Below are 20,999 nucleotides of genomic sequence, written 5' to 3'. Positions count from 1 at the left end.
TTCGCAATGGCGAAAAAGAACATTCTGATGCTCGTCGGTGATTATGTTGAAGATTACGAAGTCATGGTTCCGTTCCAGGCATTGCAGATGGTGGGACACACGGTCGATGCGGTGTGTCCGGGGAAGAAGCCTGGAGAATTTGTGCGCACGGCTATCCACGATTTCGAAGGCGACCAGACATACAGCGAGAAACGCGGCCACAATTTTGTAATCAATGCCGACTTCGCGAAGACGAAGGCAGAACATTACGACGCACTGGTCATACCGGGTGGGCGCGCTCCTGAATATCTTCGCCTCAATCCGCACGTGCTCGAAATCGTGCGGCACTTTGCGACCACCAAGAAGCCGATTGCTGCCATTTGTCATGGCCCGCAGATTCTGGCCGCAGCAGGCGTGCTCACCGGAAAGACATGCAGTTGCTATCCGGCTGTCGGCCCCGAGGTTTCGTCCACAGGTGGAACGTATGCCGACATCAAGGTGGATGATGTGATGGTGGACGGCAACCTAGTGACAGCTCCGGCGTGGCCAGCGCATCCGGCGTGGCTGGCAGCGTTTCTCAAGGTGCTGGGAACCGAGATCGTCCTTAGGGAAACGCAGCCAGCAGCAGTAGCCGTAAGCTAGCGGATATGTGGACTGGCAGGAGTGTAGGTGGATTTCCGGGCCGAAGCCGCCTTCACGACCCTTACGTCGAACTCCAGCGGCACCGATTTAGGCGGGAAGCACTGACGGTTGTCGCAGGCCTGAAACTTGACTTCACCGTGGGCGCGGAAGGTTCCGAGCTGCGCATTGGCCGGCACGCGGACTTCGGCGTTCACGGAGAAGTTTCCCGAATACACGCTGAGCTTCTCGTTTCCCATGAATGGCAAGGAGAGCTGCTCGCCGACCGGATACTGAATGTTCATGATCATCACCCCATCCGGAGGCGTGACGCGTACCACTGTCGGAAGCAGAAGCTCATCGTTGGGCTTATTGGAATTAACGTGGAATCCGCGATTCACCTGCAGCGGAATGTGCAGCGGAGATTTGTGTCCGCGTGCAACGACTACGGTATCGATGGGCAACACGGTGATAGCAGGGGAGGATCCCTGCGCGAGCGCAGCAGCGGCGCAAAACAGTACAGAGAGCGACAAAACAATACGCGATGAAAGCTTCATGGCTGAAACTTTAGTTTACAGCACGAGGCGGGCCTGACGTTTCAGGAGCAGGGTTGGCTTGCGATGGCGCGCTTTACGTTTTGCTCAATCTCGTCGCGAGCGGGCTGGCCAAAGACGCGGTCGATTACGACTCCGTTGCGGTCGATGTAGAAGGTAGTGGGGAGATAGTCGATGCCGCCGTACTCCTGCGCGACGTTTTCCTTGCCGAGCAGAACAGGGTAGTTGATCGCATTGTCCGTGGCGAACTTCTCAACTTCCTTCTGGTCGCCGTCGTCCATAGAGACGCCGATCACCTGAAGTCCCTGCGCACCATATTTCTTCTGCAGATCGACAAACCACGGAATTTCCTGCTTGCAAGGCGGGCACCAGGTGGCCCAGAAATTGAGCACTACGGCCTTGCCACGCAGATCGCTCAGCTTGACATTGTTTCCTTGCAGGTCGGTGAGGACGAAGTCAGGAGCGGTGCGGCCTTTGGCGGCGACTCCGCTCCGATTGGGTGCAAAGCTGCCGCGGAAGCGGGCCATCAACAGCAATCCCGCGACAACCACGACCATGACAGCAAACAGAATGATCTTCCGCTTCACGCCAAACGCTCCGTTTTAGGTGCGAACCACACCCTAATACAGATGACCTACAAGGAGAAGCGATTCAGGAACCCGAGGTAGCCAGAGAGCATCGTAAAACGACCTAGCGCTATTAGCAGTCCGAAAACGATCAGCAGCGCTCCGCTCAGAACCTCCACCGTGTGAAGGTGACGGCGGAAACGGGCATAAAAACCAAGGAATCGGTTCACACCCAGGGACGTCAGCAGGAACGGAACGGCGAGCCCAGCCGAGTACACGGCGAGCAAAATGATGCCCTTCGCCACCGTGTCCTGCGATCCGGCCAGCAGAAGAATTCCGGCGAGGATAGGTCCGATGCAAGGTGTCCAGCCAAAGGCAAAAGCGAAACCGATGAGGAAAGAACCCAGCGGACTGGCACCGCCTTTAACGCTGTGCAGGCGCTTGTCGGAATAAAGTGCGTTGATCTTGAACAAGCCTGTCAAATGCAATCCGAAGATGATGATGATTACACCGGCAAGGACGGCGAGGGGGCGATGGTATTGCTGTGTGAGTTGCCCGACACTGGTCGCGACTGCGCCCAAAGAGATGAAGACCACGCTGAAGCCGAGGATGAAGCAGAGCGAATTCAGCATGACCGTACGCAGCAGTTTGCGGTCGGCCTCCTGCAGCGATTCAACACTGGCTCCAGAGATGAGCGAAACATACCCCGGCACTAATGGCAGGACACACGGCGAGAGGAAGGAGAGCACTCCGGCAAAAAAGGCCGCGATCGGCAAAGGAAGACTGTGCATACGTCTACGATTTTACACTTGCAGCTATTTGGGTCCTCAACTCAGGAAACCGCGGGTACGGACTCCAGAAAACGCCGCCGCTGGGCTGGCGTGAGCAGGAGGCATCGCTTTGGGCGTCCGAAAAGGCGGCGACGCATCCGGGCAAAAGTGCGGTAAACGAAGTTAAGCACCGGACTGGGCAGCAGACTAGCGATGGCGGCCAGCCTTGCGTAGGTTCCACCAAGGTAAGCGGCAGTCCGGGCCACCGCCTCGAATTCTGTGTACGCGCGTCCGTTCTCAATCCAGAGCAGCGATTCCACGCGCTCAAGGTTGTACTGACGCCGCAAGCTGAGGCCAAGCGAAGAGTCGCGGCGCACGAACAGCAGATCATGGCGCTGCTCGTGCGCCAGGACGAACTGCACGCTACGATTACAGAAAGAACACTCACCGTCAAAGACAAGCAAAGGCGCGGACGACATCTCCTGTTAGATGACGCGAGCAGGCGAAAGTCCACTTTTCGTCAGAAACGTTAATCGCCGACTACAACGGAATGTTGCCGTGCTTCTTGGACGGATTCTTGTCGCGCTTGCCGTCGAGCATTTCGAGCGCCTGAATGATCTTCTTGCGCGTCTCGCGTGGACGGATCACGCCATCGATGTACCCGCGTTCGGCAGCGATATACGGGTTCGCGAAGCGCTCACGAAATTCCTCGATCTTGTCATCGCGAATCTTGTTGAATGCAGCCTCGCCGGCCAAGCCATCAACGCCCTCTTTGGCAGCGCGCTCGAGTTCTCGTCGATAGACGATGTTCACTGCTCCGGCTGGCCCCATTACGGCGATTTCAGCAGTAGGCCAGGCGTAGTTCACATCGCCCCGAATGTGCTTGGAACTCATAACGCAATACGCGCCGCCGTATGCCTTCCGGGTGATTACCGTGACCTTCGGCACCGTAGCTTCGGCAAAGGCATACAGGAGCTTCGCGCCGTGCATGATGATGGCGCCGTGCTCCTGCTGAACGCCGGGCAGGAAGCCGGGTACATCCTCAAAAATAATGAGCGGGATGTTGAAGCAGTCACAGAAACGAACGAACCGAGCCGCCTTGATGGAACTTGAGATGTCGAGCACCCCGGCAAGGTAGTTGGGCTGGTTGGCGACGATGCCTACCGAACGTCCATTGAAACGCGCAAAGCCAATCACTATGTTCTTTGCGAAGTGCTCCTGCACCTCGAAGAAGTACTCTTCATCGACGACGCTGTGAATAATGTCCTTAATGTCGTACGGCAGATTGCTTTCGGTAGGTACCACTGTGTCGAGTTTGTCGTCCGTGCGATCGACGGGGTCATTAGTCGGCTTGCGTGGAGGCTCTTCGAGATTGTTGGAAGGAACAAAGCTGAGCAGTTCGCGGATCATCGACAGGCATTCGGCGTCATCGTGGGCCAGGAAGTGCGCCACGCCAGACTTGCTGTTGTGAGTGGTTGCGCCGCCCAGTTCGTCCTTCGTGACCTCTTCGTGCGTAACGGCCTTGATGACTTCAGGGCCCGTGATGAACATGTATGCAGTCTTGTCCACCATCAGAATGAAGTCCGTAATGGCCGGGGAATACACGGCGCCGCCAGCGCATGGTCCCATGATGGCCGAGATTTGGGGGACGACTCCTGAGGACAGAACGTTGCGAAGAAAGATGTCGGCATAACCGGCGAGCGAGCGAACGCCTTCCTGAATACGCGCACCGCCCGAATCATTGAGTCCGATTACGGGTGCGCCGACACGCGCAGCCTGGTCCATGATCTTCACGATCTTGGCGGCATTGGTTTCGGAAAGGGAGCCACCAAAGACGGTGAAATCTTGCGCGAAAACGAAGACCAGTCTGCCTTCGATGCGTCCGTAGCCTGTGACGAAACCGTCGCCAAGCACAACTTGCTCGGCCATTCCAAACTCGGTTGTGCGGTGGGTGACGAACTTGTCCGTCTCTTCAAACGTGCCTTCATCGAGCAGAAATTCAATGCGCTCGCGGGCGGTCATCTTTCCAAGCTTATGTTCGCGTGCACGCCGCTCTGCGCCACCGCCGGCTTCGGCCAGTTCGTCGCGCTCTCTGAGTTTTGCAAGTTTCTGCTCGATATTCATAGGCGGGAATTATAGCCAGATAATACCGAGTACCGACAAGGATTAGTTTTGTGATGGCATATTGAAAAGTGTATCGTCGCCTTCCATACCTTCGGCGCGCCAACGCCACCGTCGGCCATCCCAATAGACCAATGCGTGCAAAGTCGTTCGGTCAACCGCCTCGATCGCTTGGAGGTGCTTCTTCTTGAGCCGCAGATCGACAAGGCTCAGAGTCTCGAATGGCGTGTTGATCAGAACGAACTTCGACACCTTGGATTTGGGCTTTCCTTCCGGCAACCGCCAGCCGAAGACAATGAGAATACAGCGGGAAGAGCCATCAAAATGCAGTCCGAACTGTGCCGTAATTTTGGGGTCCCCCGTCCCGAAGTAGGAATCGTAAGGGTCCTGAACCTTGAACCGGAAATCCTCCTGAGAAAGCAGAGGAGTGTTGCTGGTTCCCACCAAAACGACGTCTTCGTTGCCATCCCCGTCAAGATCGCCAAACAAGGGTGCCACCTTTGAATCCACCTTGAAACTTCGGCCAAACTGCCCCGCAACGTAAGCAGCAGGATTCCCAATCGGCGACGCCGCAGGGGCTGTCTGAGCCAAGCTGAATGAGCAAGCTAAGAACAAGGTGAGCAGGATCAAGAACGCCGATTGTGAACGGAAATGCATATCGCTACTCTATCCGGTCTCGCTCAGCTAGCCAGCATGAATTTGCGAGTTTGCTTAATTCTTTCTAGGCAGGGATGCGCGCCATCTATAATTGTGCGCCGTGCGGGTACTTGTCCTAAGTGACATCCACGGCAACCTTGAAGCACTCGAGGCGTGTCTCAACGCGGCTCCCGAGCACGATCGCGTTGCTAACCTCGGCGATGTCGTGGGTTATGGCGCAAGCCCCAACCAGGTGATCGAGCGCATCCGCGAGATAGGTGCCATCAGCGTGCGGGGAAATCACGATCGCTCATGCTGTGGATTGGAAGACATTTCCAACTTCAATCCCATAGCCGCCAGCGCAGTGAACTGGACTCGACGCGAGCTGAGAGAATCAAACATCGATTGGCTGAAAGCTCTGCCCGGGGGGCCCCTACTCGATCCTGACCTGAAAGGTGTGCGCTATGTGCACGGCTCCCCACTGGAAGAGGATGACTACATTGCCTCTCCTTTTGCGGCGGCCGAGGCTCTGGCTAACTCGCCATTTCACCTCACCTTCTTCGGACATACTCATGTCCAATGCGCGTTCGCAAAGGTGAACGTGATGACGGAAATGCTTCCGCTGGAACGGCTCAATGGCTCGGGGCAGTTGCAGATCTCTCGGCTGAGACTCGATGCATTGCGCAATTACCTCATAAATCCTGGGTCGGTAGGACAGCCTCGCGATCGCGACCGCCGCGCGGCTTTTGCACTCTATGACAGCGACAAGCAAGAGGTACTCTTCTACCGCATCGCGTACGAGATTACCCGCGCGCAACAACGCATCCTGCAGGCAGGCTTGCCGCAGGCGCTGGCTCTGCGGTTGGACGAAGGAAGATAGCGGGAGCTGTAGAGTTTTCCTCAAGCAGTCGGCGGCAGCACTTGCGATACACTCGCGCTATGTCATACGGACTTTTTAACGACGGCCCCGAGACCGACACCGCTCCGAGCAGCAAGGTGATGGTGGCCCACATCGATGGCGGCTCACGAGGGAATCCCGGCCCTGCTGGCTACGGAGCCTACATCACTGACGCACAAGGTAAGCGGATTGCCGAGCTCAACGATTTCCTTGGCGTGCAAACGAACAACTTCGCCGAATATTCCGGACTGATCGCGGCGCTCGAATACGCCATTGAACACAGCTACGGGACCGTAAAGGTCGTCAGCGACTCGGAGTTGTTGGTGAAGCAGATCAAGGGCCAGTACAAGGTACGGAGCGAAGCCCTGCTCTCCATCTACAACGAGGCGCGTTCGTTGATTCGAAAACTGGATCGTTTCGAGATACGCCACGTACTGCGACATCTGAACAAAGATGCCGACCGGCTCGCGAACGAAGCGATGGACCGCGGAATGGGACGCAAAACACTCGATCATGCCGACGCTTACGCCAAACCTCCAGTAGAGCGCGAAGCCATCAAGGAACTGCGCGGATTCGTACGCGACGGAGTTGTGGAGTTTACGGGTGAGAAATTTCCCGACGGAGTTTTCGTCATAGTGCGGCGAGCAAGGTAGACCTTCCCGCAGACAACAAACGCGAGCCAATTGGCTCGCGTTTTCTTTCCTGTAAGTGCGCCCTAGGCAGATAGCGCCTTCTTTACTGCATCGCTCACTTGCTTGCCCTCGACGCGAGCGCCTGCGAAACGAGCCATAACATTCTTCATCACCGTTCCCATGTCTTTCATTGTCGGGGATCCCATCTCGGAAATGACGGCCTTCACCGCAGCCTCAATCTCGGCGGGGCCCACCGCCTTAGGCAGATAACCTTCGATGAACGTGATCTCGTCCAACTCCTTCTTCGCAAGTTCCTCACGGCCGCCTTTGGTGAATGCATCGGCTGAATCTCGACGCTGTTTGATGAGCGTCGAAAGCACCTGCATTTCTTCCTTTTCGTCGAGCGCCGACCGCTTCTCGATCTCTTTGTTCTTCAGCGCGGCCTTCACCATCCGCAAAGTGGACAGGCGCAACTCTTCCCGCGCCTTCATCGCCGCAACAATGTCACTCTGAATCGTGCTAGTAATGCTCATGATCGTCCATCATACGCCACCGCGCAGCAGCAGCAGCAGCGGCGGCGGAGGCGGCAGCAGTGATTATCATTAAGGTTTGGCCGCCGCGGCCAAACTTCAACCAATTTCACAACACACAATCTGGCAGTTAACTGCTCGGCATTGTAAGAGCCCAGTCGAATCAAGCTGTCTTCCTACGATTCTCTTTCTCCTTGCGCGCAATAGAAGCCAGTACAGAATCCAGTAGGAGACGGAGGGCCGGGCAGCCGACGCCGCCGTGGGCCGTTGAGACCTTGCTCTTGTACAACTGAAAGGGTTGGCTCATATTGTCTCTGCTCTCAGCTAGGGGCGACCTAACCGTATGTAGTTCTCGTAGCAAGATTGCGTAGCGAAAGGACGCGCATCTCGAGTTGGGATGAAGAGTTTCTGAAAGCTCAAGACAACGTAAAGGATCTCTCGCAGCGGGCGAACAATGACGATGCTCAAACTGTATGCACTTTTCAAGCAGGCTACTCAAGGTGATGCCCAAGGCGAAGCTCCGGAGCTTTTGATTTTCTCGGCAAGGCTAAGTTCGAGGCGTGGAGTAAGGTAAAAGGCACATCAGCCCAAGCAGCTATGCAGCAGTACGTTGATCTCGTGCGTTCTTTGAAACCTTAGAGCGTCCCTGCCTTGTGCATTACACTACATCGACGTCGCTCGCGCTTCATTTGCAAATGTCAATGAAGCACGAGCGAGCAGTTGGACGCCGTTGTCATTCACCAAAGTATCTGCAAAATTACAAATGACTGCATTCCGGGGATAATCCATCCTGCAAAATCAAAAGCGTCCAATAGTGCAACTCGGGAATGGTCACTTCTGAGTACGAGCCATTGGTCCTAACTTCTAGAGGATGCCATGAGCCAAAGTCGACGTCCGGCGAGGCCCACCCAGCCGACATTGGGCGGCGTGCCTCGGCAGTTCGCAGGTTGATGTTCCGCAAGGTAGGGGGCTCGCGATAGCTCATACTGTCATCGCGCCAATCCGTGGCAGTCTGGCCCGTGAGATTGATCAGGCTCACCGTCGTGCAGCTGCCTTTTTGCTTCGTGATCGTCCAGACCGAGCCCGGATCTGCCGACGTACTCTGCCTCACATTGACTAGACTCGGAGTCTGATCTGTGGCTACGAGCCCATCACGTAAGTAGTTCTCGTAAGCCACCAGGAAATCGTAGTAGTTCCGCAATTTCTTCCGCAGAGTTGGCGAGACCGTAATTGCAGAGTCGGAAGGAAAGTACGGGTTCGAAAGCATGCGATCGCCATCTCCCAATTCAATATGCGCAGCCCCCGAGGCGAAGATCGTAGCATCTGCAAGCAGGACAGCAGGCTCGTTGAATTGCGTTATGGAATGCGATTTACCTTGGAGCCTGTCAGAAAGCGCTCGATGAAGGTATGCAGCAAACACAAGCCCCTTCTCTGGATTCGAGGCATGAATCTCTTCTGCTGCATCCGCGATGCTCTTGTAAGTTGGGTGATCCTCAGGCCAAAGCTCAGAGTACACGAACTCGACGGACGAATTGGCCATCTGCTTTTGTCCTCCGCCGCCTACGGTGTTTAGCAGGATGGGCCGCTTCAGCAAATCTTTTTCGGCATTGGCAAACTTCCAGAAGCCGCCGAAAAAGTCGACCGGGTTTCCGCGATAGTCGAACGCGCCATCAACGCCGAAACTATCTACGTGCCATCCATCAAATGGAAAACGTGTAAACAATTCCTGCATTCGCATCCCTATGTATTGTTGCCAGCGAGGATCGTCCTGATTCATGTAGATCAGGCGGTCTGTGGACCATCCGGCCGGCATTGGATACGCCTTTACAGTAGCCTCGGTTCGCGGACCATTCTTGTCCGGCCATGTAGCCCACTCAAGCTTCACTCCACTTCCGTCATGAAATGCGTCGGAGTATGCGGAATAGCTGGCGTTGTATGCCATGCTCATCATGTTCCGACTCTTTGCCGCACGAAGAAACTCCTGCAACGTCTTTCCTGATGTAACTCGGCCCGCGATGTCGTGCCATTGCGCGTTCACCAATTCGGCAGGAGGTGACGGAAGATGATGCTTGTACTGGAAGTCGTAATATTGCAGGCCGTTGATGTGGTATTTCACAAGCTCGCCGACCCAGGATGAGGCCGGAATTCCGGGATCAAAGTGAGCCACATATCCATATCGCGGAAACTTGCGCCAGTCCGAGGAGACATCGACTGCGGAACTGCCATCAGCTATAACAGCACCTTGTTCATTACGAACGGAGAGTTCCAGCCGATACCCTCGATAATCAGGACTTGGTGCAGACAGTGTTATCTCGAACTTACCAGTCGAGAGTTCGCTCGGTGATAGCTGCTTCTTCACGTCAGTAACCGTGACAGCTCGATCAAGCAATCTGAGCTCAACATTCAGGACTGAGCCCAACTCTGATGATTTTCGATCGCAATCAACTTGCACGTGAATCGCTTCGCCTGGTGCATATCGTCCCTTGTCGGTAGTCACATCTAACGCCAGGGCTGGACGGTCGATTGCAGCCGCAACAACTGGGAACAGTGCTAAAGCAGCGAGCGTCGCAATACACAGAAGTCGGTCAGTGTTGAAGATGCACCGTGCACGAATGCGACGATAGTTATTCAATTGGGAATAGAGCGAAGGACGCAATATGAACGTCATTTACTTCTCCATTCATGTTCAGATTTTCAGGCTGCAGGCGAAGTTCAAAGCTATGACTACCGGAACCTAATGACAGTTGCAACGAGTTACTCCATCCCCAGTTATTCCACTCATCCCTACCCCGCTGCGGAAAAACGACAACGCCGATGCGCTTGCCATCAACATAAAAGGTTCTAATCGCACATTTGTTGTCCGTATTTATAGGCCCACTTCCGTTTGCGTAGTAGATGGCAACGCTGTACTTGCCCTTTGCTGCGATCTTGCTGGTCACTATCAGATTGGGATTCTGTTTCTGATCGAGCACAACGAACTTCGTCGCGTTGACGGATGCACCATCGGAAACAGCCGAAACAATGATCGGGACCGCATTGACTCGAACCGGCTCACTTAAGAACGACTCCACTCCTTCATTGCCTATGGCGGAAACCTGGTACTGCGTTAAGCTCGATCCTGGGTTAACCACAATGGACGTACCACTCGTAATCTCATGAGCTCTTCCGTTGCGGTACACGCGATACTTTGTTGAGTTCTCTACCGCATTCCATGAAATCCCCTGACGTTCCACACGGACCTGCGGAGTATCCGGCGCCACGAGATGCTTCGCGACGCGGCCGTCAGCAACGGTCGGAAGAGGCTCTCCCATTTCGATCACAACGCTATGGTCTCCAGTCAGCGTTGCAGGAACAAAGGGCTTCGCGACATTTCCGTCGAGGATGAAACGCTTTATCACATCGCCGTGGCCACTTACCTTGATAGAAAGGTTCGCGCTTCGATATTGGAAGTTCGACAGTGTGCGAGTGCTCGCGAACGGTGCCGGAATAACAGGAGCGAAATGTAATCCGTCTAGTTCAAAGTGCATTCCGAACAGGATTCGGTACACAGTCGCTAGGTTCCCGGCCACGCTCCAGAGCTGGCGATCAGAGTTAATCTGTGTTCCCTCAGCATTGCCCGTATCGACTACAAAGTTCTCCTTGTTCGTCGCGAACAGCGCGGCAGACCTATAAATAGAAGCCAATCCCTGCAGGGTTGCTGCTTTGTCTGAACGCTTGGCAGCAGCGAGTGTCCAATAGGCTTCTACAAAAGGCCACACTGACCGATTGTGATAAGCAGGAATTCCGGGATTCTGTGGATACACTGTCGGAATGCCGTATTCCATAACTGGCGTTGATTGAATGATCCGATCCTGTTGGGCAGGGCTTGCAATATCAAACAGCACTGAAAGGGATTCTCCAAGCGCATCCGATCTCGGTGACAACACCAAATGTTCGCGACCATACAGATACTCCCCGTAATAGCCGAGACGATCTATCCACAGGTGCTGATTGATCGCTGCCTTGATCGCATTGGCTTTCTGCGTCCACTGCTTGGAAGTAACTCCAAGCTCCCGTGCCATTGCTGCAAGAATCTGGTACGTACGATAGTAAACAGCATTGGTTCCTAGGCATTCGGAGTTGTAGATGTCGACAGGCTGCATCCAGCGGGGATACGTCTGCTCGCGCCAATCCATAAATGACGACTCGCCTCGCGCCAACCCCGTCACGGGATCCATGACGACGCTTTCGTCATCTCGGATAGAGTTCACGATCACGTCATAGCTCCACTTCAGCCAACTGCGGTCTCCCTGCACAAGGTAGATCTCCCAGGCTGCCAAGGCCCAAGTCATGCGGTCGCTTGAAACCGGCCATGATCCGCCAGTCCCAGTGTCCTGCACGATGCGGTCACGCTTCACTTTCATACGCAGGCTCTTCTTGGAACCTTCGGGGTCGATTGCGGCGAGCGATAGAAGAATGCTGTAACTCACATCTCTCGTCCACACGCCTTGCCATTGTGCGCCGGCATTAAAGGCGCCATCGGCTCTCGTGTCCTGTCGTAGTTCATCCAACGACAAGTTGTACAGAGCGTCGGTGAGTGCCACAGGGGATTGCAGTCGTGGATAGCGGCTAAGATCGCCAGTGACCTTCCACGATCTCTGGGACGCGCCGGCAGACGAGGGATAGTTGGAGACTATCTCGCTAGGGGAAATCGCTTGTGCGGTAAATGAGCCCTCAGTGACCCTATCCGCCCACACTGTGTAGCTCTTCGACTTATAAAGCGGGCTCTCTCCGAAAGCGTTGGCACACATAGCAGTAAGTAGTAAGAAAACGAAAATGAATGCTCGGTTGACAACACCCATAGTGCGTTGTGGATGTAAATCGTGATTGATCACGAACGACTCCTCTGGTCGATAGTTGGCGTCCATAATTGCTTTTAAAATCGGGGGCGACAGAATGTATGCCGCCCCCTTTGGAGGAGGAAGAGCGCGACTTACTGCGAAACGGAGATGTACACCGTGTCCCAATAGGCTAGCGAGGGCAAGGTGAACTCGACATAGCTGCCTTGGCTGTCCTGCCCCGTCGTAAAAGGAAGGCTAGCCATTCTGCCGTTGCCAGAATCCGGCGTAGCCCAACTCACGGTGCCCACTGCACCGGACCCGTAGTAGTACTTCACTGGAATGTTGCTTTGACTTGTTGGCACCGGGCAATTAGCGTTGTCATCTCGCCAGTTGATGCTCGATTCGCCAATCATGTTGATGAAGTTGATCATGTGGCGGTTCGAGTCATTCTTCGAGAATGCCCAAACCGAACCCGCTACTGCCGAGTTACTACTTTTTACTCCGGTGAGTTCGATGATGTTGTTATTGTTCGCCAACCCACCACGCAGTAGGTTCTGGTACTCCACATCGAAATCGTAGTAACTCCGAAGGCTTTGTAGGAGTGCGGCAGTGGGTTTCAGATTTGTATTCGGGAAGTACTCATTGTCGAGCATTTGAACACCGCTGACGCCTTGTGAACCTCCGCCGAGTTCAAGGTGTGACGCACCACTTGCGAAAATTACGGCGTCGGTTAACAGAACCCCCGGGGCGTTGAATACCCCGGTCTTCGATTGCGCGTACGAGTAGTCCATGTACGCTGGCAGAACCACTCCGATTCCCGGCTTCGCGCTCGCAACCGAGTCAATCATGGCCTTGAGATCGTTGTAGGTCGTCTGTCCCAAAACCGGCCAACACTCAACATATGCGAAGTCCTCAGAAGACAGAACGTCGGCAAGCCCGTATCCGCCAACGGTGTTGAACACCACTGTCTTGTTCAGCGTTGACTTCGCCACATTCAGCAGGGATGAGTATTCGCTGGAGGGGGTCAATTGCTGGCCGGAATAGTTATAGACAGTTCCCGGAGGGCCAATCTGATCGGCATGCCATCCATCAAACGGATACGCTTGAAAGACCTTCGATTCCTGATCGATCAGATACGACTGCCAGTTCGTATTGCCTGGATCAAACAGGTAGATATATGGAGTGGCCCACGCAATTGAGGTGAACGAGACGTTGTATTGGCTTGTAGCATTCTTCGCCAAGTACAGCCCCCATTCGGGCTTCACTCCGCTTCCATCCGTGCGATAGTCTGCCCACGCGCCGTAGACCAGGTTGTAGTTCATGGCAGACATGCCATACGAATGCGCTGCATCGATGTAATCGAGTACAGTCTGGCGATAGTTCGTTTGATTATTCAGTTGCACCCACGATGCTGACGGAATGGAAACACTTCCAGCGAGCGGAATGTGATGCTTCCATTGCCAGTCGTAGAACTGCACTCCATTGATGTGAAACTTATTCAGCGCGGCGATGTGGTTGCTTGATGTGGAGGACGACTGCGAGGGATACGTCGCGACATAGCCATAACGCGGAAACTTCGTCCACGTCGAGGAGACATCGATTGCCGAATTCATACTCCCCAGCACTGACCGCGTCGCGTCAACTGCCGTGACTTCGACCGAATATCCCTGAAAGTCGTGTACCGGCGTGGTCCAGTCAAAACTCATCTGGGCGGTTTCACCCGAATTCAAGCTGAACGATTGTGATGGCAAATTCTCGACCAGTGTGCCGAGATGTGTGATTGCAACTTGAACATCACCAGCGGCAACGGTCAGCGCGACGTTGCTCAGTGTGACAGAAATCTTAGCTGTCGCTCCCGGAGCGTAGCGAGCCGCATCCGTTTCAACGCCACTTATCAGTCCTGCTGAGGGAATTGCGTTTACCTCGCCAGATTGATCGGACGCCCCACTGACATTAACTGCCGCGACTGTATAGAAGTACTGAGTGCCATTGACCAATCCGGTGTCAGTGAACTGAGTCGCGGTGATGCCGCTTTGGTATGCGGTTGTGCCTTCACCACCAGACGTGTTCGCACGATAGACACTGTACGAGGTAGCATTATTCGTTGCTGTCCACGAGAGCGCGACCTGCCCATTCCCTGCTCTTGCCGAAAGACCGGTTGGCGTCGGTGGGACGGGTGCTGGAGCGGTCGGAGTGGCAGAAGCTTCTGCAGATTGTGCGGAAGTTCCGGCAGTGTTAACTGCCGCAACTTTGTAGTAGTAGGTTGTGCCGTTGGACAGCCCCAAATCCGAATAACTCGTACTCGCGATGCCCGCCTTCAGAGGCGTGCTACCCTCTCCTGCCGCGCTCGTAGCACGATACACGTTGTAGGATTCTGCACCGGCGCTCGCGGACCAATTGAGTGAAACACTGGCGTTCCCGGCAGAAGCTGAAAGCGCTTTCGGAGCCGCTGGCGCGGTCGGGGTGACAGTTTGCGAAGAATCACCACTTCCGCCGCACCCAAACCCGGCAACCAGCAGAATTAGCACTCCAAAGAAGGCGAGGACCGACCATATCTTGCGACTTGCTATAAGTGCCGGAGCGAACCCAGTGCTGAACATTTTTAAGGCTCTCCAAAGTCGAGCTCTGAACTCTGCGAGATCAATAACAAGACATGCAGGCATAGACTGACCGACAGCAATGATGAGTCAGTACACAGCGGAGTAGGCGCTCGGAGCGATGAAGAGTTCACCGCCCCGAGCAATGGTTGTTAGTAGAAAATCTTCAACGCGAACTGCAGGTTGCGCGGGCTGCCGACGGTGCTCGAAACAGTACCGAATGCAGTCGTGTTGCCGATGTAACCATACGGTGCGCCAAAGTTGACGTTGTTCCACACATTGAAAGCCTCTGCGCGGAACTCGACACGAACCGATTCATGCACCTGGAAGCTGCGGAATAGGCTCAGGTCCGTGTTGCGGAAACCAGGTCCATGCGCGCTGTACGGACGGCAAGTACCGAAGTGTCCATAGGCGTACGCAGGTCCCAGGTTTGAATCCCGTGTGGGATTCCCATAGGCTGCGGGATTGATGAAGAATCCTCCTCCATCAACGACGTACCGATGCGGGTCCTTGGTGGCACCCTTGAACGGATCGCCAATGCAGTCGGCATATCCATCATGGTTTCCAGTCATGTCGCCCTGATCACCGTAGATAGTGAACGGGTTTCCGGTCTGCAGGCTAACGATCGTGTTGATCTGCCATCCGTCGGCCACGTTCTTCAGGATGCGCTGGTCTCGCAAATAGCGACCATGTTCTCCAAATGGCAACTTGAACAGCAGGTTACCGGAGAAGCGATGGCGCACATCGAGCGTTTGGTCGCTGCGCTCGCCACGCTGATTCCAATAGGCGTTCTGCCCAACGTAATTGCCGTTGATTGGAACATTGAAGTCCGCAATGCTGTGGCTCCAGGTGTAACTCGCACCGTACTGGATCCCATGGGTCATGTTGTGGTGCAAGGCGGCCTGCAGGCTGTTGAAGTTGGTGTTTCCGTCATGCTTCATGTACTCCAGGAAGCTCGACGTGGTGAACCAATGTGGGTTTTGCGTTCCGACTCCGTTCCAGTTGATCAGGTTCTGGTACTGGAATGCGGCTCCAGCGTAGCTGCCGTCAGCGTTCCACACCTGTTGCCCCTGATTGGCGTTCACAATGCGGCCCATCTTATGCCCAAAGTTCCCGACGTAGTCAATGCTAAGAGTCGTTTGCGGAGCCAAGAGGAGTTCCGTGCCGAAACTAGCCTGGCTGACATACGACGTGCGCATGTTGGGGTCAGCACCACGTATCTGTAACGTGTACAGAGCAGGCAAAACGCCAGCATTTGCCACAAGAGATGTGCCGGGGAAGCCATTATGAAGAACGAAGGCCGGTGTTGTGCTTCCATTCGCCTGAGAGAGAGACGCTTGCACAACGAAAGGAGCGTTGAGGCTCAGGATACTCTCTGAACCAAAGCGGTCGCGATGCTGATAGAAGATGCCGTATCCGCCACGCACCACCAGTTTAGGTTCGGCCTGGTATGTGAATCCAAGGCGAGGAGCGAAGTCATTCAGGTCGGCGTTGACCATTGACTTGCCATACCAACTGTTGTCCTTAGGATTTGCGGTCACTATAGCGCCGCCATTCAGCGGGCTGAAGTTGGCAATCTTGTGATCGCGCTCAAGCAGAGGCGAATAGAGTTCGTAACGCAGACCACCTGTGACGGTCAGTCTGTCAGTCACACGCCACACATCCTGGGCATACCAACTGTGTCCCGGCTGATAGAGGTGAGGAACAACTACAGACTCATACGAAGCGCTGTTCATGTCACCAAGCAGGAGGTCAGTAGCGCCGGAAACCTGCCCGCTGGAGTATTGTCCCGAAGCACCCATGCTGCCTTGGGGGTTCTGGATGTCAAGGAACGAGTTCGTCATGCGGTGATACTGATAGCCGAACTTAAAGCTGTGGCGGCCATGCAGCCAGCTGAAGTCGTCGAGCAACTGCCAAACCTGCGATACCTGATGCTGCGGACGCCAACTGGAACCACCAAGGGTCTGAAGACCGGAAACGCTAATTGGAGGCAAGCCGTAGGTATATGCACTCACCGGTACGCCAGTGAGGCCATAGTTCCCAGCTGCGGACTGTCCCAACGGAAGATTTCCCGGAGGATCATTAGCAGCCAATATGCGGTTGGCTCCGATACGAAGTTCATTCAACTGCGAAGACGAACGAGTGTAGATCCATGATGCGACTGCTGACTGGCCGTGAGTACGAGTATCTGCTGCGAAGTTACTGCTGCCGATGACAGGATCAGCCGTCCACTGCGGGTTGACACCCTTTGAGTGGAAGTAGCTGTAACGACCATAAACGCGGTTCTTGGGATCGATCACGTGATCCACACGCGAATCCATCGACCACGTTGTGTTTGGAGTAGAGACTATGTACTGATAGTTGGAGTTTCCGAAGCTGTTGGCTATTCCGGCTTTCGCCACTTCCGAAGGGATGTTTGGATCAGGATACGCCTGCAGAAGTTTCACGCCCACGGGGTCCAGACATGTAGCAACCATCTGGGTTCCGTTGAAGCAGTTTTCCTGCCCAGGGACGATGGAACGAAGCGTAGCTCCGTTCATATTGAGTTCTTTGAAGTCGAACACTCCGGGCGCCAGCGGCGACTTGCCTTTCATAAGCAGAGTCGGAACCGTTGCCGTCTGGGTGGAACGGGTGTGAATCAATACTTCCTGAAAATCCGCGAAGAAGAAGGTGCGATCGCGGTAAATCGGACCGCCGATGGTGCCACCGAACTGGTTCTGCTTCAGTGGTGCCCGCGGATTGCCCCGGCGCTTGTCGAAGAAGTTATTCGCATCGAACGCTTCATTACGGAGGTAATCCCAAACATCTCCATGGAACTGGTTGGTACCGCTCTTGATGGAGGCATTCACGACGCCGCCAGCGGAGTTACCAAATTCCCCCGAGTAAACGCGGGTCTGAATCCGAAATTCTTCCAGCGCATCCGGAGGAGGCTGGACAGCTTGAGTCGTGCTCTCTTCTAGGTTGGTGGAGTTGGAGTTGTTGTCCACGCCGTCAAGTGCGAAGAAGTTTGAAAGTTCGGAGTTTCCGTTGACACTGAAACGATCGGCCGTTTCATTCGGCCCCGAGTAGTACTTGTTTACGCCCGCCTCAAGCAGGGCGAGTTGCGCATAATTGCGGCCGTTCAGAGGAAGTTCGTTGATCGTGCGGGTATCGACAACCGTGCCCAGATCGGCAGACTGTGTTTCCAATTGGGTTTCAGTCTCAGAGACAACTACTTGTTGCTCATCCGTGCCAATCTTTAGCTTCACATTGAGCGCCACACGCGACTGAACGTCGATGCGGACATTGGAGAAAGTCTGGGGAGCGAATCCCTGGGCTTTCGCAGTTAGGGAGTAAACTCCTGGGATTAGAGCGAGCACCTGATACTGTCCCTGTGCGTTGGTCTTCACGGCTTGCGTCGTGTGCGTACCTTGATTGGTGACCGTGAGTGTCGCACTGGGTACAACCGCCCCGGACGAGTCTGTGACAGAGCCAACAATGGACCCTGTATCGATCTGCGCCCAGCCCGGAACGAATGCTGCCAAGACCACAGCGAGGAGAATTGTTATTCGAAGGTTCATTCAGCCTCCAAGTGAGAAGACGGGCGGGAGGACTGCTGACTACTTCTCAGCACCTCGTCTTTTCTAATCGCAAAAGATATGGAGAGCAGCTTATGATAGCGAGGGAACGGGCGCGACATTTACCCGAGGATTTCCTGTAGCCGCAAGCTCTTGAGAGCACGTGAGTTATGGAGTCCATAGAAATTGTTTATACAACGTTACAAGCACGTTTCAATCGCGTGAGGTGATATTGCGGGGCGATTTCCAAGTCGGTGGGCGACTGGTTCGGCCACAGATTAACTCTGTGGAATACAAGAACCGTACGATCCACGTCGAGCCAAAAGTCATGCAGGTGCTGCTGGCTTTGGCATCTCGACCCGGAGAGGTCGTCACTCGAGAGGAAGTTCGCGCATCCGTATGGGCTGATGTTTTCGTTGGCGAAGATGTGCTGATCCGAGCCATCTCGGAATTGCGACGCATATTCAAGGATGACCCAAAGTCGCAGCACACCATCCAAACGGTTCCGAAGGTGGGTTATCGGCTTATCGCTCCTGTGACCGCGGTTGCTGAAGAACCAGTTTCTGCGTCCGTATCGCCCCAAGCTGCCGCGGTAGCCCCGGCTCGCGAGCCAGAACCTGCTGTTCGGCCTCAAACGCCTACAGTTACGTCACGAACACGCCGGAGGGTTTTGCCTTTCGCGATCATAGGAGTTTTGACCGCGATTGCCATATTCCTGGTCTGGCAACGCACAAACAGCCGATCGTCTGAAAACCTAATAAGCCTACCTCTGACGACATACCCTGGGTCGGTGCTGCAGCCAGCATTTTCTCCGGATGGAAATGCCATTGCGTTCGTTTGGCTTAAGTCAGATGAGCGACTCGGGCACGTCTATGTAAAGGCGTTGAACTCGGCGGCTCCTGTGCGTTTAACGACTACGCCCGAAGAGGAGCTGAGTCCGTCGTGGTCACCGGACGGACACAGCATCGCACTCATTCGCCACTCCGATCAGACAAGCATTATTGAAGTCGTCCCAGCCGTTGGAGGTTCAGAACAGCAGGTTTACACACTTCCCGTCAATTCGGTTTGGGAATATGGCGGCCTTACCTGGTCGTCGGATGGCACGAAACTAATCTTTCCGCAACGGGCTGTCTCGAACGGTCCCAGCGAGATAGTCGAACTGGACTTGAAGAGCCATGCCATCCGCAAGGTTACAACTCCTCCCTCGGACTGGGACGGAGATTGGATGCCGGCGGTTTCGCCCGATGGCAAGTTGCTATCGTTTGTTCGAGGTTCTGACCGTTCCGTGCGAGACCTATACGTAATGGATCTGCCAAATGGATCTCCGAGACGGCTTACATCTGACCACGGGCTGATTATCGGAACGGCATGGACTCCGAACGGCTCTGCCATTGTCTTCTCCTCCAATCGTGGCGGCACACTGGCACTCTGGAGGGTGTCGGCTGGTGGAGGCACACCGCAGCGAGAAGCCGTCGGAACCGATGACGCATACGCTCCAACCATCGCCCGTTCGAGTCGTCGCTTGGCCTACTGCCATGGAAACGCAGTCTGGAGCATCGTTCGGATCAATCTGCAGGCAGGCTCGAAAGCGCCCGAAGAAGATGTGTTGACCTCGAGCGAGCAGGACTCTTCACCGTCAATTTCTGCAAGCGGAGACCGAATGACGTTTCAGTCATGGCGTTCCGGAGCACAAGAGATTTGGGCGGCCGGTATAGACGGTCGAGCTCCGGTCCAACTCACGAACGCAGGGAATTATGCGGGTAGTCCAGACTGGTCCCCCGATGGCAAGCTCATCGCATTCGATGGGCGGCCCGATGGCTTTCGTCATATCTATTTGATGGACGCCAACGGCGGCGAGCCTCGCATGCTGACCAATGGGAATTCCAACGACATCGTGCCAAGTTGGTCGTCAGATGGACGTTGGATCTATTTCGGATCGAACCGGTCCGGCGCTTGGCAGATATGGCGAATTCCGGCAGACGGATCGGCCCCTCCGCAACAAATGACCTCCGGCGGAGGCATGATTGGGAAAGAAAGTGCCGACGGACGTTTGCTCTACTACACGAAATTCCAAACCTCGGGACTGTGGCGCTGCCCAGTTGGTGGTGGCCCCGAAACCAAGATTGCAGATATCCCGGTGACAGCTCACCAGAATTATTGGGCTCCGACTTCTCGGGGAATCTATCTGCTCGATTCCCGCAAGGCAAGCTCTTCGATCGTTCTGCTGCATCCAGAAAATGGGCAGACGGAAGTGGTCCGTGTGATGAAACATGATCCAACCCCGTTTGCCGGACTCGCATTGACTCCCGATGGCAAACAGCTGTTCCTGGCCGAACTCGCAAGAGCGGAAAGCAACGTCACCTTGGTAGAGAATTTCCGGTAAGCCAAGTCAAAAATGAACTACTCATGAGGGATGTTGCCGAGCGATCTGGCGCCGCGAATAGCACCATCGCTGACTGGCTACAGAGAGTAGGTCATCAATCAAGCCATTGCTACTCTCACATTGCTAGCATGGAGCACTTACGAGCCGACAAATGCACCGTCAATTGACTTTCTCTAAAGCACCGCAGTAGATTCACTCGACTAGGAGAGAAGAAGGTTGCCTCTGAAAAGGAATCGGCATGGAAAGCCCTACTCAGTTCGGGCGTTCCTGATGCGCATCAAAGCATACCGCCCAGTGCAGCGGAATCTTGCTAAGCGGTGCAGATCAATACTGCCATC

At 54.8% G+C, this 20,999-nt stretch carries 15 protein-coding genes and 1 pseudogene; 5 read left to right on the top strand and 11 right to left on the bottom strand.

Annotated features, from left to right (window positions below; all coding sequences use genetic code 11):
- Positions 1–6 precede the first annotated feature (6 nt).
- Positions 7–621 (top strand): DJ-1/PfpI family protein, encoded by a 615-nt coding sequence (locus tag AC6IZD_RS19345; RefSeq protein WP_497785332.1) that lies wholly within the window; start codon positions 7–9, stop codon positions 619–621.
- Here AC6IZD_RS19345 and AC6IZD_RS19340 read toward each other — a convergent pair.
- The 6 genes from AC6IZD_RS19340 to AC6IZD_RS19315 form a co-directional block, all read right to left on the bottom strand.
- On the bottom strand, positions 618–1,154 hold the full coding sequence (locus AC6IZD_RS19340; RefSeq protein ID WP_497785331.1) for a protein-disulfide reductase DsbD domain-containing protein: 537 nt from the start codon (positions 1,152–1,154) through the stop codon (positions 618–620). The two genes, AC6IZD_RS19345 and AC6IZD_RS19340, sit on opposite strands and share 4 nt — an antisense overlap.
- A 41-nt stretch (positions 1,155–1,195) precedes the next feature.
- Positions 1,196–1,738 (bottom strand): TlpA family protein disulfide reductase, encoded by a 543-nt coding sequence (locus AC6IZD_RS19335; RefSeq protein ID WP_497785330.1) that lies wholly within the window; start codon positions 1,736–1,738, stop codon positions 1,196–1,198.
- A 47-nt stretch (positions 1,739–1,785) separates the two neighbouring features.
- A complete protein-coding gene (locus AC6IZD_RS19330) occupies positions 1,786–2,508 on the bottom strand; it encodes a cytochrome c biogenesis CcdA family protein (protein WP_497785328.1) in 723 nt (240 codons plus the stop codon).
- Between the two features lie 41 nt (positions 2,509–2,549).
- The gene (locus tag AC6IZD_RS19325) at positions 2,550–2,951 is read right to left on the bottom strand and encodes a thiol-disulfide oxidoreductase DCC family protein (protein ID WP_497785326.1); all 402 of its coding nucleotides are present in this window, start codon (positions 2,949–2,951) and stop codon (positions 2,550–2,552) included.
- A 76-nt stretch (positions 2,952–3,027) separates the two neighbouring features.
- Positions 3,028–4,611, bottom strand: coding sequence for an acyl-CoA carboxylase subunit beta (locus AC6IZD_RS19320; protein WP_497785324.1), 1,584 nt, complete (start codon positions 4,609–4,611; stop codon positions 3,028–3,030).
- A 42-nt stretch (positions 4,612–4,653) separates the two neighbouring features.
- Positions 4,654–5,265 carry a hypothetical protein gene (locus tag AC6IZD_RS19315; protein WP_497785323.1) on the bottom strand — a complete coding sequence of 204 codons (612 nt, stop codon included), beginning with the start codon at positions 5,263–5,265 and terminating at the stop codon, positions 4,654–4,656.
- 100 nt (positions 5,266–5,365) lie between these two features.
- On the opposite strand from AC6IZD_RS19315, the gene AC6IZD_RS19310 reads away from it, so the two are divergent.
- Positions 5,366–6,124, top strand: a complete 759-nt coding sequence (locus AC6IZD_RS19310) for a metallophosphoesterase family protein (RefSeq protein ID WP_497785322.1) — start codon at positions 5,366–5,368, stop codon at positions 6,122–6,124.
- A gap of 59 nt (positions 6,125–6,183) precedes the next feature.
- A complete protein-coding gene (locus tag AC6IZD_RS19305) occupies positions 6,184–6,795 on the top strand; it encodes a ribonuclease HI family protein (protein WP_497785321.1) in 612 nt (203 codons plus the stop codon).
- Positions 6,796–6,857: 62 nt separating this feature from the next.
- Here the strand turns inward: AC6IZD_RS19305 and AC6IZD_RS19300 are convergent, their stop codons facing one another.
- Positions 6,858–7,307: a GatB/YqeY domain-containing protein gene (locus AC6IZD_RS19300; protein WP_497785319.1), complete on the bottom strand. Its 450-nt coding sequence runs from the start codon at positions 7,305–7,307 to the stop codon at positions 6,858–6,860.
- 451 nt (positions 7,308–7,758) lie between these two features.
- Here AC6IZD_RS19300 and AC6IZD_RS19295 point away from each other — a divergent pair.
- Positions 7,759–7,943: pseudogene (locus tag AC6IZD_RS19295) on the top strand (acyl-CoA-binding protein).
- A 118-nt stretch (positions 7,944–8,061) separates the two neighbouring features.
- On the opposite strand, the gene AC6IZD_RS19290 reads toward AC6IZD_RS19295, so the two are convergent.
- From AC6IZD_RS19290 to AC6IZD_RS19275, 4 genes are all read right to left on the bottom strand, one after another.
- Entirely contained in the window at positions 8,062–9,972 is a 1,911-nt protein-coding gene (locus AC6IZD_RS19290; protein ID WP_497785318.1) for a glycoside hydrolase family 66 protein, read from the bottom strand.
- Positions 9,929–12,211 carry an MGH1-like glycoside hydrolase domain-containing protein gene (locus tag AC6IZD_RS19285; RefSeq protein ID WP_497785317.1) on the bottom strand — a complete coding sequence of 761 codons (2,283 nt, stop codon included), beginning with the start codon at positions 12,209–12,211 and terminating at the stop codon, positions 9,929–9,931. The genes AC6IZD_RS19290 and AC6IZD_RS19285 overlap by 44 nt, the downstream gene beginning before the upstream one ends.
- A gap of 65 nt (positions 12,212–12,276) precedes the next feature.
- Positions 12,277–14,724 (bottom strand): glycoside hydrolase family 66 protein, encoded by a 2,448-nt coding sequence (locus tag AC6IZD_RS19280; RefSeq protein WP_497785315.1) that lies wholly within the window; start codon positions 14,722–14,724, stop codon positions 12,277–12,279.
- 149 nt (positions 14,725–14,873) lie between these two features.
- Positions 14,874–18,281 (bottom strand): carboxypeptidase-like regulatory domain-containing protein, encoded by a 3,408-nt coding sequence (locus AC6IZD_RS19275; protein WP_497785313.1) that lies wholly within the window; start codon positions 18,279–18,281, stop codon positions 14,874–14,876.
- A 283-nt stretch (positions 18,282–18,564) separates the two neighbouring features.
- Here AC6IZD_RS19275 and AC6IZD_RS19270 point away from each other — a divergent pair, with 283 nt between their 5' ends.
- Complete coding sequence (locus AC6IZD_RS19270; RefSeq protein WP_497785312.1) at positions 18,565–20,661, top strand: winged helix-turn-helix domain-containing protein; 2,097 nt, start codon at positions 18,565–18,567, stop codon at positions 20,659–20,661.
- Positions 20,662–20,999 lie beyond the last annotated feature (338 nt).

Source organism: Koromonas humicola, from assembly GCF_059726255.1.
This window is presented reverse-complemented; position numbering and strand designations above follow the sequence as displayed.